Genomic DNA, 13,001 nt, shown 5'->3' with positions numbered 1-13,001 from the left:
AATTTAGGAGTCTAATAGTACAAAATGTGAATTTATTAGACTCTCTATCTTCATTAGATAACTCTTTTCCACCATTAATTATCTCTCCCTTATATTCTTTATATAATCGGATTTTGTAATTGAGTAGTAAAGAGTTATCGCTTCTTTATTGTTCAACAACTTCAATTTTTGCTTTTTTTGAAAACGATATATAAAACCACATTTCTCATATACTCTTTTTGAATTATGATTAGAATCAAAATGGCCACACCAAATTATATCTAAATTTAAAATTTCAAAACCATATTGTATAACCCGATTCACTGCCTCTGGAATCAACCCCCTCCCCCAATATTTCGGATTTAAAACGTAACCGATTTCTCGTTGCTTCAAATCTACTAAATTTTCGTCTGGTTTGCGTTCATGAAGACCGATACTTCCAATTACTTTATTTTCCTCCTTTAAGACGACAGCATATGTATCATTCTCTTGTATAAACAATTTAATCACTTCTTTACTTTCCTCTTCATTTTTATGGGGCGGCCAGCCGGCATTCGGACCGACAAAATCACTTTTAGCATATTCATACAGATCCTTACTATCCGATATTTTCCATTCCCTTAATATTAACCGTTCTGTAGTTAATGTTTCCATGTTTTCACCTCAATTCATCTATTCATAACTAAATAGACCAATTCGTCTACCGTTTTTTCAGCCATTAACGAAATATATTGGATGTGTTGAAATTTAATAATTCAATCACAAGTAAGGAATCGACTAGCTATTCCTTAATTTTGATAATGAGTTCTTTAATATAAGATCTCTTTCCTTCCCACCAGTTAAAAACATAAATTAATGGACAGCCAATTAATTATCCTTTTTATTTGAAGTTATTGAGAGCAAGTTATGATTTTCAGTTAAATCCTTCATATATGAATCGAGTTGTTTAAAAAACATCAAGAAAAACTTCTTAGATTTTTTCGAAATCTTTTTTCTGTATTCTATTAATTATTATTTCAAACCTCCCTCTTATAAACGTACAAGCAAAAAATAATTACTAACCTAATTAATTTTTGAGAAACTTAAGTGCAATAACATCATACTTAAAAAGTATTTTATTAAACATGTCATGATGATCTCCCATTGGTACCGTCAAGAATTTTGTGTAATGTAAGATAGATAGGGTATCTCTGAAATGGATTTAGAATAGAGGGGGGATATTTCCTCTACACAAGAGACTGAATATTCAGTCTCTTGTGTGGAAAGGGAGAATCCTCCTATTTTGTTTATTTACAATATTTGGTTAACAATAACGTTCTTCAAACATTCGCTCGAGGGCTTCATGCGCTTCGGCAAATCCTCTTAACTTTCGCCCTGCCCATTTCTCATTAAAATCTTGGATGGTCAAATACACGACTTTTTCCGCGGCTTCTAAACTATTCAAACTGTTCATCGGCTTGAGACGTTTCCGAATCTCCTTGATCGTTCGTTCGATGGCATTCGTCGTGTAAATCACACTTCGAATACTGCTTGGATCATCCATACATGTAAGGAGGACATCCAACTCATTAGCCCAAGATTGGACTTCTCTTGGATATTTGCTGGACCATTTCGACTCAAACTGTTGAAACATTTGTAACGCCATCTCCTTATTCGTCGCGCGATAAATCAGTTTGAGATCCTCTGCCACTTCAAATTGGTCTTTTTTCCGAACACGATGTAAGGTATTACGTACTTTGTGAATGACACAACGCTGCACATCGGCTTTCGGACAAACCGCCTTAAAGGCTTCCTCCAACCCCGGTAGTCCATCGAACACGCCCAGAAGCACTTCCTTGACGCCTCTTTTGTAGAGCTGTTGGAGAATCCCCCGCCATCCATAGGCGCTTTCTTGTCCTCCCACGAAGAAATCCAAAATTTCGCGATATCCTTCTTCGTTCACCCCTAACACCACATAAATGACTTCTTTCTCTACCGTATCGCGGCGAAGTTTCACGTACAAAGACCGAATAACGTTTGGATAGTGGACGATGGTACCGTTTCTCGATGTCTTCTTTCACGACATCGGTAATCCGGCTGATCGTCGTTGGAGAATAGGCATTTCCTAAAATTCGTTCGATAAACTTGCCAATTTCACGTGTGCTCATGCCACTTTGATACATCCTAATGATGGCTTCCTCCAGCCGGCCGGTGTGCCGTTGGTATGAGGCAAACAACTGTGTTTGAAATTCCCCGTTTCGGTCTCTTGGAACCAAAAGACCCTCAATCCGGCCATATTGCGTATCTAGATTTCGCTGATAGTAACCGTTTCTCATATTCTGCGTTCCAGCCTGTTCGATTTCGAGGAAATGTTTGATTTCTTCCCGCATGATCAGTTCTAATTTTTCCTTCACAAACTGACGAATGACGCTTTCCAGTTGATTTGCCCAGTCGACATTCGGTATATTTCTTTTAGACATAGGTAGGGTACTCCTTTCTCTGGAATGTGTTTTTGTCCAAATCAGAGAATACCCTACCTTTTTTCTTTTGATCTAGTAAAATGCTTTACACAAAATTTTATACATCATCTCGAAAGGGGCTTCTATTTATAATAAAAATAAAACGTTTGTTTTTTGTTGAAAACAATTTCTAAATTGTGCTTGCCTAAAGTGAGCTTCAAACTGTCGAACTCGGGGTAGAAGTTCTGTGTCCTTTTTGGGAAGAGACTATACGATTAGAATTGAAAAATGCCCCAAGTGTTTTTCATCACTTGGGGCATGGATTGAAGTTACGTTAGCAAATTCGTTCCTTATTTCTTATATTTTATATTATATTATTTGCTTTTAACCATTCTTCAAATAGCTTACTTCCGACTTCATAAGATAAATCATCTGCATCAACAGTAAAAATCTTGTAACCATATTTTTCATGGAAATCATACTTATCTAATATTTTTTTAACTAATGTAGTATCTTGTTCATTATCTAAAAAAACTACCCATTTATTTTCATTCTGAATTTTATATGCGACTGCTTCTAAATCAACATTGTTCTCATAATATCCTAAATGAAGATGCTGATTTGGATCAAATTTCACGTTTATTCACTCCCTATAATTGATTACCATATGAAGTGATGTTTTTTCATATTAGGAGCTACATGATAATGTAGATAAGGTCCTTTTCCGTCAATATAATGATAATCTAATCTAAAGATAGGCTGTTTAGTTTTTTTGTTACGAACCTGAATAATTCTTCCACCACTTGGTCCATCAATAACATAATTATCTAGATTTTTTAAGGCTTTTTCGATATGGGGCCTAGCTACAGACCAGCCTTTTTCCATTGCCTTTTTTCCAGCTTTACTAGTTAAAGCGCGTAAAGCTGCTGCAACTACAGGTACCCACTGAGCATTTACTTCATCTTGACTTAATTGAGCTTCTGCTTCTTGAATGGCAATAATTTCTTCCATTTCATTAAATACAGAATCACTTGTTAAAAACTCAAATTTTTCATCAAAATTATCAATATTAATATTTTCTAAATTAGTATTATAGTATTCGGATAATTGTTCTATGGTAGCTGGTGCAGCTTGCTCAGCAATTATTTCCACTTCATTATTTTCAAGATTTATAACTTCTTCATAGGTTGGTGTTTGTAACTCTTCTGAAAAAGTATCTTCGCTATTTTCTGTTACTGATATTTCTTTTACTGTTTCTTCTGCATATAAGACGGAAGGACTTACTGCTGTAAATACCATTACAATTGCAATCAAACTAGATAAAAAAACTTTAAAGTTCAAGTTGTCTCGCATCCTCAACTAAGTTAGTTAATTATAAATGATATGTAAATTATACCATTATTATACAAATATTTGTACTATTTTTTGAAATTTTTACATATCTTAAAAGCCTCTTCTAAATTGAAGATCCTATATCCGTCAGGAGTTTTTTTGATAGAAGATTGTATGATTATCTCTCTTAAATCTTTATTATCTAATAAAGGATTATAGCTTAAGAGTAATGCTAGGCCTCCGGCAACATGAGCTGCAGCTAAAGATGTACCGCTTCTTATAGTATAGTTACCGTCTATAGATGTACTTAATATCTTGTGTCCTGGTGCCATAACCGTGAGTTCTTTTCCAGTATTAGAGCCAACCCACCTCTCATTATTTTCAGTTATTGCCCCTACAGCAATAACTTCTTCGTATTTTGCGGGATATGTAATAGAGTTGTTTGATAGAGCAGTATTTCCAGTAGATGCAATAAGAGTAATATTTTCTGAATCAGCTTTCTTAATAGCTTCTTTTAATATACGTGAATCTTTACTTCCACCAAAACTCATGAGAATAATATCTATATCATTATTAATAGCCCACTCAATTCCCTTAGCAATATTTTCGTATGAGCCAATTTGCTTCTTATTTAATACTTTTACTGAGTATAGTTCTGCTTTTGGTGCAATTCGTGCTATAATCCCTGCTATATGTGTACCGTGTCCATTATCATCTTCGTAATTCGTCGAATGATTAATAATATTTATTCCACCTCTAATCTTCAGATCTTTATGATTACTTTTAATACCTGTGTCTAAAATAGCAATGGAAACACCTTCTCCAAAGACTTTGTAACTATCGTGAATTTGTTGAATTTTTAAATATTCAATACTCCAAGGAATTTCTTTCTTCTCAGTAGAACTATGTCTTTTTTCTTCATAACTCTCTATTTCTGGTTGTATAGATTTTTCACTTCCCTTATTATTTCCGCTACAATTAACGCAAAAAAGTATGGTCACAATAAAAAAAACAATAAATATAATTTTCTTCAATGAAACACCTCCCATGGTATTTGGTACCGTCAAGAATTTTGTGTAATGTAAATGGGGTAGGGTTTCTCTGAAATGGATTTGAATTGATAGGGGACTGATTTTCTCCACACAGGAGACTGAATATTCAGTCTCCTGTGTGGAAAGGGAGAATCCCCCTATTTTGTTTATTTACAGTATTTGGTTAATGATAACGTTCTTCAAACATTCGCTCGAGGGCTTCATGCGCTTCGGCAAATCCTCTTAACTTTCGCCCTGCCCATTTCTCATTAAAATCTTGGATGGTCAAATACACGACTTTTTCCGCGGCTTCTAAACTGCTCAAACTGTTCATGGGCTTGAGACGTTTCCGAATTTCCTTGATCGTTCGTTCGATGGCGTTCGTCGTGTAAATCACACTTCGAATACTGCTTGGATCATCCATACATGTAAGGAGGACATCCAACTCATTGGCCCAAGATTGGACTTCTCTTGGATATTTGCTGGACCATTTCGACTCAAACTGTTGAAACATTTGTAACGCCATCTCCTTGTTCGGCGCTCGATAAATCAGCTTGAGATCCTCGAAACTGATCTTTTTTCCGAACACGGCTGAGGATGTTGCGGACTTTGTGCACGACACAACGCTGCACATCGGCTTTCGGATACACCGCCTTAAAGACTTCCTCCAGCCCCGGAAGGCCATCGAAGACGCCCAGAAGCACTTCCTTGACGCCTCTTTTGTAGAGCTGCTGGAGAATCTCCCGCCATCCGTAGGCGCTTTCTTGTCCTCCCACGAAGAAATCCAGAATTTCTCGATACCCTTCTTCATTCACTCCTAACACCACATAAATAACTTCTTTCTCTACCGTATCCCGGCGAAGTTTCACGTACAAGCCGTCCAAATATAAGACAGAATAACGTTTGGATAGTGGACGATGGTGCCATTTCTCGATGTCTTCTTTCACGACATCGGTAATCCGGCTGATCGTCGCTGGAGAATAAGCATTTCCTAGAATTTGTTCGATAAACTTGCCAATTTCCCGTGTACTCATGCCACTTTGATACATCCTAATGATGGCTTCCTCCAGCCAGCCGGTGTGGCGTTGATAAGGGGCAAACAACTGTGTTTGAAATTCCCCGTTTCGGTCTCTTGGAACCAAAAGACCCTCAATCCGGCCATATTGCGTATCTAGATTTCGCTGATAGTAGCCGTTTCTCATATTCGGCGTTCCAGCCTGTTCGATTTCGAGGAAATGTTTGATTTCTTCCCGCATAATCAGCTCTAATTTTTCCTTCACAAACTGACGAATGACACTTTCCAGTTGATTTGCCTAGTCGACATTCGGTATACTTCTTTTAGACATAGGTAGGGTACTCCTTTCTCTGGGATGTGTTGGTCCAAATCAGAGAATACCCTACCTTTTTTCTTTTGGTCTAGTAAAATGCTTTACACAAAATTTTATACATCATCCTCCCATTCATCTCTTTATGTATTAATAATATTATAAATGATGCTTTTTGATTTAGATAAAAATAAATCCCGTTATTTGTCATTATTAATAAATTAATCAAACATACAATCTCTTAATTTAATTCTCCAAATCATATGGTCTTGTCCTTTATCCCAGTAATCTTTAAAATGATAATCAGGTTTTCCAAACTTATTTTGCCAAATTTTTTGAGCGTTTTTATAACCACAATCCAAACAAAATTCATCAATCCCCTTACTTCTCAAAGTTTTATACATTGCTTGAAGTAACATATTGCCAATTCCATTGCCCTGATATTCGGGATATACAAATACTGTACCGACTTCATTCAGATAACAATAGGCATTGTTCGTGCAGCTTTTTATAAGTTCACTTACTGGTCCGAATTCAATAGATCCGATGATCCTATCTTCAATAAATGCAATTAAAAAATATCGTTTTTTTCCATTACTTTCAAAATCAGCTTTCAAATATTTTTTCTTACATTCCATTTCTTTTTGAATATCATCTAGTTTATTTCCAATCCCTTCTTTAATAAACGTATCTGTAATCACGAATTCAAAAAAATCATTTAATTGTTGAATATCCTTAAGTAAGGGTCTTCTAATCTGTACATCATATATCTCCAATTCCTCCTGAAACACTTCTAAACTTAATTAGATAACCATATTTATAAAACGTTTTTGATAGGTTCTTAACCATTATATAAGTAACTGTTCGTTGGTTAACAACTTATCAACGAATATTATTTGATAGTTTCAAAATTTTACAATCAATTCTCACGATGGATTTGTTTCATTACCAACTCACAAAATTAAGTACTATTTTAATTTTTTTAAATAATGTTATAAAACTTGACTTCACTTATTTAATTACATACAATAAACGATAAATAACGATGTTTTAAGATTAATAACGATTTTTCAATTATATTCCTATATTAAAATCAAGGTGAGTGACTATGCATCAGAGTAAACGTATCGCTCGAATAAAAGAACTTTTAGCAGAAAAAAAAGAATTAACTACAAAAGAAATAATGAATGAATTTAATATCTCTCAAGATACAGCGAGAAGAGATATATTACTTCTTGTAGAAAGAGGTGCTGCCATCCGAACTCATGGAGGGATCATTTCTCCAAACTATGACAATCTTATACCTGGCTATGAAGAGCGTATGCTCCATTTTACGAAAGAAAAAAACGCCATTGCTGAAGTTGCCTTATCATATTTAAGAAAAGATGTTGTTTGCTTTGTCGATGTTTCAACAACACTGCTAAAATTTTGTCAAAAAATGAATGAAAAAGTAACTGTATTCACCCACTCTTTAGATAATGTTTTGGCTATGTCATTAAAACCATATATTAATATCAACTTACTAGGCGGGAAATTAAATATTGAAAATCGTTTTTTTTATGGCATGGACACTTTACAAAAAATAAACAAAATTCGTTTTGATATCGCCTTTATTGCGACAGGTAGCATTGACAAGGAAGGAATTTATTTGGTAAATCAAGAAGATGCTGCCATTGTACAATGTGTCATTGAAAATTCAAGGAAGGTTATCTTAGTAGCCGAAAATCAAAAATTCCAATATAAAGTCCCTTATCATGTGTGTTCCCTTGATAAAATTGATGTGTTTATTACTGATAAACCTTTAACAAAGGAACAAAGGAATTTTTTTAATGAGGATACCGAAATTAAAGTCATAAATAAGGAGTAAGTCTATGATACCAAAATTAATTTTTTCAGACATTGATGGAACTTTAATTAATTCCGGTGACGAACTATCAAAAGAAAACATTGAAACTATTAAAAAGCTTTCTTCAAAGGATATTCCCTTTATTTTGGTCTCTGCTCGATCTCCGGAAGAAATGATCGATTATTATCATTGCTTAGAACTTAACACACCATTTATTAGTTACAATGGTGGAATTATTTCTAAATATGAACATAATCGTTTTAAAATTATCTCTGATATCTGTATAGACCCGAAAGAAACAGAATTTGTTTATGAGATTATACGTACTCGATTTCCAACAATCAGTTTAAGCCTATATTCTAATACAAAGTGGTATGCTTCAAAGTTAGATAAAGGTGTTCAATACCAAAAGGAATTAAATGGATTATCACCAGTTATTATGGATTTGAAGGAACTAATTCAAACTGGGGCTCCTATCCACAAAATTATGATGATCGGCAAGACAGATGTCATTATTGAAGCTGAAAAGATACTAAAAAAGAACACGCATTTAACTTCATCTATTCACAGATCGGGCGCTTATCATTTGGAAGTAACGAATAAAAAAGCAACAAAAAAGAATGCTGTGAAATTTATTATAGAACAATTGTATAACATTGATGCTAATCAAGTGATGGCTATGGGAGATAATTATAATGACTGGGGAATGTTAAAATACGTAGGTTTAGGTGTGGCCATGGGAAATGCTCCTCAAGAAATCCGAGATTCAGTAAAATTTTCAACCGATACATGTATCAATAATGGTGTTGCTCAAGCAATTGAAAGATTTGTGCTTCGTAGGTAAAATATTACATCAATTTAACTCAAATTTATATCTTAAAAATATAATGCTATTAGTATTGGCGTAACATGATAAATGGCGTGACAATACAAGTTAAGTGACAGTTTATTCATTTAGCAGGGACTATTGTTTAGAGACAAAATACGTTTCATCTTTTGCAGTGCAATAAAAAAAATCAGCCGTAGTTTGGCTGAAGGATTAAATAAAGGGAAATTAAGTTATGTACCAATATACAAACTAATAATGGGCAATTCTTTTTTTTGTTTCCTTTAAGACAGGCTTGTCCATTTTCGCTATTTTAAGTGATTTAACCCCTTTATGATACTTTCCTAATGCTGCTTTTTTTTCTCGTTTTAAAGTAGAAGACCTTATATTTTTATTTTTCATTTTCGGTCTTCAGCCTCCTCCTTGATCAATTCGATCTTCAATTGACTTTACAAAAGGTTCATATAAACCTAACAGTATAAAATTCGACGTAAATTGCGTGAACTCCTGCTCATTTTCCTCATTGATAACATTATCTTCATATATAAATATAGCTAATCCGAGACGTGGTTTTCCAACATTACGAACGGTAATAAATTGTGAAAATTTTGCATGCGGTGTTTCCATTCTCCCCTTTACATTTTCTTCCTTAAAGCGAATTCCTTCTATATCTAATGATGAACTTATATAAAATTTTGCGTGATGCAGATCTTTCGGATGTTTAAAATAGACTAATTCATAATCATCCGACACTTTCCCGTCTTTATGCTTCGGAAAGTACCAAATAAAATCAATTTTTTTCTTTTTTAATTTAAAAATTCTTTTTATTTCTAATTCAACAGCCGTCATGTAGGCCGTAATCTTTGTGTCAATAACATCTTCTATATCACCATTTTCTAAAGATTGTATGACATCCCCTAACTTTGATTCGATATCTTCAATATCAACAAAGTGAACATTGTTATTCTTAAAAGGAATGGATACACAGTACATAAAACCAAAAATAATTAAAGCATATAGACAAACTAATAAAACAAATTGTAAAGTTGAAAAAAGTGCACTATGGTCCTCTTGATATTGTAAAAACGGCAATGAAAACGGACTGGCCATGAATTTATGTAAATATCCTAATAAATCGGCTGATTTTTCATCAATGTATTTGACAATGATAAATAACAATACACCAACAACATTGCCATACTTTTTTTTCAACAAAAATCACCCACTATAAATAGGATTGAAATAAAATATATCAAAATTTTCCAAAAACTACAATGACCCATTTTTCCCTATTTTTAAGTGGGTATTATTTTTATTCTCGTCTTTTGTATTTCTTTCTAATGTAGCAAAATGTACCGTTTTTCCATTACTTAGCTTTTTTTTTCTCTTATTTTTAATGATGCAATTCTTATGTATCTTGTCAATCCTTTTCAAAGTTTGCCCCCTCAAGTCTTGATGTTTAATTCTCATGTTGAATCCTTGAAAGCACTGTAGTATCAATGGATTTCACCATATCCTGTTACTAAACAGCAATACTTTTTATGATGAACTTCTCCATAAATCATATGAAAAATTCATTGTTTTAGTACACAATATTTGCCATTACTAATACCATTATTTGTAAATTGTGATGGGATTTATACATTTTTAAAAAAAGAAAAGCTTTTCATTCTCTCCATTATTTAAAAAAATACGGTTAAATTTTGTGCTTTGATAAGAAGAACAGTTTGTCATAATATCCCACAAAAGGAGTTATATTATCAATTTGTTTCCTTTAATCACGAAAAATTACAACTTATCTCCCATTAACCGATAGGATTGATTCATTACTCCTTGTTCTAGCTCCGTAAAAATATAAATAATATAAATCATTAAGGAATTTTTTTCCTGATTCATTACTTTCGACAATTACAATTTGTCTTTCAAAAATATTTTTATTCATCCTTTAAATAAGCGCAACCTAAATTAAGCAAAACAAAAATACTCCTGATAATCAAATAAGATCTTTCTTCAAAATTGATTATCAGGAGTAACATCCTACAAATTCCTTGAAAGCTATTTTTCCCTTTTTTCGACTGTACTTCCGATATTTCTGCTTTGGTGTTGACAAGACTGCATAATGAGATAAGGAGAAAAAGATTCTTATTCAGTAACATTCATTGAAATTGAATATTATATTGATTGCGCTTCCTGGAGACTAATTGATACTTTCTTTGCTGGATGACGATTCGGCAAATGAATATTTCCTTTTCCGAATAAATTTTCTCGTAAAGTATTAGCTTCATATTCTTTCCGATAAATGCCTCTCGCTTGCAATACAGGAACAACATGGTCCACAAACTCTTCTAATGTAACAGGACTCGCGGCTTGAATAATATTAAAGCCATCCACATCACCTTCTATGGACATTTTTTCTAATTTATCTGCAATTTGTTCTGGTGTGCCAACAAGTTTCATTGCCCCTATTCCTAATCCATGGTGTAAAACGGCTTCTCTCACTGTCCACCGCTTACTTGTACTTTCTACAGTATACTTTTGTAAAAATCCGTGGGAAGCATCTGTGATTACATCTTCCACGTATTCTTCCGGATTATATTGAGAAAAGTCAACACCTGTATGGCCAGACAGTAAAGCTGCTGTTCCCTCATAACTAAGGAAAGATAGTAATTCCTCATATTTCGCTTTAGCTTCTTCCTCTGTAGAACCAACGATAGGAACAATTGCTGGAAAAATTTTAATGTCATAAGGATCGCGCCCAAATTTTCTCGCACGTTCTCGAATATCAGCTGAAAATCTTTGTAATTCTTTAATATTGTTTCCTGTTACAGTAAATATTCCTTCAGCATGTTTTGCTGCAAAATCTCGACCCCTAGATGATGCACCTGCTTGAAATAATACAGGCGTCCGTTGTGGGGAAGGATCGACTAAATGCACACCAGGGACATTAAAATATTTTCCTTTATGATTAATCGGATGTACTTTTTCTGGATCGGTGTAAATTCCGTTTTTCTTATCAAATTTTATCGCATCATCTTCCCAACTTTTTTCCCAAAGTTTATACACGACATCCATATATTCATCCGCACGATCGTATCTTGTATCGTGCTCAATTTGTTTTTCTAAACCTAAGTTTATTGCCTCACTCTTTAAATAAGAGGTTACGATATTCCAAGCCACACGACCTTTTGATAAATGATCTAAGGTTGAGAACTCTCGAGCAAGTTTATATGGTTGGGTATAAGTGGCTGAATAAGTAGCAGCAAAGCCAAGATGTTTAGTTGCTGCCGCCATGGCAGAAATTTGTAATAATGTATCATGCAATGGTACCTGTACAGCATTACGTATTGCAGGTTTATAACTATTTTCATACACATCATATATCCCTAATACATCTGCTAAAAAAATTGCATCAAATTTTCCCCGTTCTAATAACTTGGCTAAATTAATCCAATAATCTAAATCCCTATGACGATGACCTTGATCTTTTGGATGTTTCCAAAGTCCAGGCGAATGAGGAGCAACTGAATTTTGTGTAAAACCATTTAAATGAATTTGTTTCTTCATGTGTAAACACTTCCTTCTTCTTTATTTTCGTAAAATAATCATTAATCCAAAAAATTCATCCAAAGAAATCTAAACTAATTTTTCATTTAATATTTTTAAAGGGTAAAAAGACAAGTTGAATATTGTTTATCACCTCACTAAACTGTCTCTTACCTCATCGTTTAATTCCAAGTTAACCAAGCTGAATAGTTTGTTTACTGAGCGAAAGATTCTATAATTTATAATCAAAAAAATATTAAAACCTCTTCCAAAAGGAAGAGGATATCATCAATCTTTTCGCTCTTCCTTATCTTTCAAGCTGAAAGCTTGCTGGAATTAGCACCTGTTTACTTAATCTTTATGAAGTAAAGGTTGCTGCAGGTTCATTGGACCAGTTTCCTCCCCTGACTCTTGATAAGGTAAAATTCAGTTTTTATTGAATTTTTTATATTTTAATATTATATTCTTACTATTGTCAAGTGCTATAATCTATCTAAAATTCGAAGAAATCATATGTGTAGGCTTTGATGAGCACTGATATGAAACAATAATACCTTTTGTATTTCGCAAGTAAAAAGTGAGCCATTTCGCAATTTAAAATTGAGCCACTTTATCCGTACTTGAATTTATCCATTCCTCAGTTTCCCTCATTCTAAATGATGGGCCAACCATGTTTATTAC

General features: G+C 33.7%; 10 protein-coding genes, 2 pseudogenes and 1 riboswitch. Of the genes and pseudogenes, 2 read left to right on the top strand and 10 right to left on the bottom strand.

Going from position 1 to position 13,001, the window contains the following annotated elements; translation table 11 throughout:
- Window positions 1-78 precede the first annotated feature (78 nt).
- The 7 genes and pseudogenes from OEV82_RS08455 to OEV82_RS08425 all read right to left on the bottom strand — a co-directional run bounded on the left by OEV82_RS08455 (window position 79) and on the right by OEV82_RS08425 (window position 6,875).
- Complete coding sequence (locus OEV82_RS08455) at window positions 79-633, bottom strand: GNAT family N-acetyltransferase (protein WP_263061587.1); 555 nt, start codon at window positions 631-633, stop codon at window positions 79-81.
- A 649-nt stretch (window positions 634-1,282) separates the two neighbouring features.
- A pseudogene (locus OEV82_RS08450) lies at window positions 1,283-2,438 on the bottom strand (IS256 family transposase).
- 343 nt (window positions 2,439-2,781) lie between these two features.
- Window positions 2,782-3,054 (bottom strand): DUF3986 family protein, encoded by a 273-nt coding sequence (locus OEV82_RS08445; protein WP_033026638.1) that lies wholly within the window; start codon window positions 3,052-3,054, stop codon window positions 2,782-2,784.
- A gap of 23 nt (window positions 3,055-3,077) precedes the next feature.
- Window positions 3,078-3,758: a hypothetical protein gene (locus OEV82_RS08440; RefSeq protein ID WP_263061586.1), complete on the bottom strand. Its 681-nt coding sequence runs from the start codon at window positions 3,756-3,758 to the stop codon at window positions 3,078-3,080.
- Between the two features lie 77 nt (window positions 3,759-3,835).
- Window positions 3,836-4,783: a S8 family peptidase gene (locus OEV82_RS08435; protein ID WP_263061585.1), complete on the bottom strand. Its 948-nt coding sequence runs from the start codon at window positions 4,781-4,783 to the stop codon at window positions 3,836-3,838.
- 181 nt (window positions 4,784-4,964) lie between these two features.
- Window positions 4,965-6,084: pseudogene (locus tag OEV82_RS08430) on the bottom strand (IS256 family transposase).
- A 242-nt stretch (window positions 6,085-6,326) separates the two neighbouring features.
- Window positions 6,327-6,875 (bottom strand): GNAT family N-acetyltransferase, encoded by a 549-nt coding sequence (locus OEV82_RS08425; RefSeq protein ID WP_263061612.1) that lies wholly within the window; start codon window positions 6,873-6,875, stop codon window positions 6,327-6,329.
- A gap of 338 nt (window positions 6,876-7,213) precedes the next feature.
- Between OEV82_RS08425 and OEV82_RS08420 the strand changes: the two genes are divergently transcribed.
- Together OEV82_RS08420 and OEV82_RS08415 are read left to right on the top strand one after the other, a co-directional pair.
- Complete coding sequence (locus OEV82_RS08420; RefSeq protein WP_263061584.1) at window positions 7,214-7,972, top strand: DeoR/GlpR family DNA-binding transcription regulator; 759 nt, start codon at window positions 7,214-7,216, stop codon at window positions 7,970-7,972.
- Between the two features lie 4 nt (window positions 7,973-7,976).
- The gene (locus tag OEV82_RS08415) at window positions 7,977-8,795 is read left to right on the top strand and encodes a Cof-type HAD-IIB family hydrolase (protein WP_173662592.1); all 819 of its coding nucleotides are present in this window, start codon (window positions 7,977-7,979) and stop codon (window positions 8,793-8,795) included.
- A gap of 234 nt (window positions 8,796-9,029) precedes the next feature.
- On the opposite strand, the gene OEV82_RS08410 is transcribed toward OEV82_RS08415, so the two are convergent.
- The 3 genes from OEV82_RS08410 to OEV82_RS08400 all read right to left on the bottom strand — a co-directional run bounded on the left by OEV82_RS08410 (window position 9,030) and on the right by OEV82_RS08400 (window position 12,341).
- On the bottom strand, window positions 9,030-9,179 hold the full coding sequence (locus OEV82_RS08410; RefSeq protein WP_173662593.1) for a hypothetical protein: 150 nt from the start codon (window positions 9,177-9,179) through the stop codon (window positions 9,030-9,032).
- Window positions 9,180-9,188: 9 nt separating this feature from the next.
- Window positions 9,189-9,989 (bottom strand): hypothetical protein, encoded by an 801-nt coding sequence (locus tag OEV82_RS08405; protein WP_263061583.1) that lies wholly within the window; start codon window positions 9,987-9,989, stop codon window positions 9,189-9,191.
- Window positions 9,990-10,949: 960 nt separating this feature from the next.
- Entirely contained in the window at window positions 10,950-12,341 is a 1,392-nt protein-coding gene (locus OEV82_RS08400) for an LLM class flavin-dependent oxidoreductase (RefSeq protein ID WP_173660932.1), read from the bottom strand.
- 283 nt (window positions 12,342-12,624) lie between these two features.
- A riboswitch (SAM riboswitch) is annotated at window positions 12,625-12,741 on the bottom strand.
- Window positions 12,742-13,001: the final 260 nt, after the last annotated feature.

It is taken from the genome of Pallidibacillus thermolactis, from assembly GCF_025660415.1.
In the GTDB taxonomy this organism is placed as follows: Bacteria; Bacillota; Bacilli; order Bacillales; family Caldibacillaceae; genus Pallidibacillus; species Pallidibacillus thermolactis.
The sequence above is the reverse complement of the archived record's forward strand: the minus strand, read 5'-3'. Positions and strand labels throughout refer to the sequence as shown.

Bases quoted from the DNA above. Each gene is read 5' to 3' on its own strand.
- OEV82_RS08415 (WP_173662592.1), top strand. From the start codon at position 7,977: ATGATACCAAAATTAATTTTTTCAGACATTGATGGAACTTTAATTAAT.
- OEV82_RS08420 (WP_263061584.1), top strand. From the start codon at position 7,214: ATGCATCAGAGTAAACGTATCGCTCGAATAAAAGAACTTTTAGCAGAA.
- OEV82_RS08400 (WP_173660932.1), bottom strand. From the start codon at position 12,341: ATGAAGAAACAAATTCATTTAAATGGTTTTACACAAAATTCAGTTGCT.
- OEV82_RS08410 (WP_173662593.1), bottom strand. From the start codon at position 9,179: ATGAAAAATAAAAATATAAGGTCTTCTACTTTAAAACGAGAAAAAAAA.
- OEV82_RS08455 (WP_263061587.1), bottom strand. From the start codon at position 633: ATGGAAACATTAACTACAGAACGGTTAATATTAAGGGAATGGAAAATA.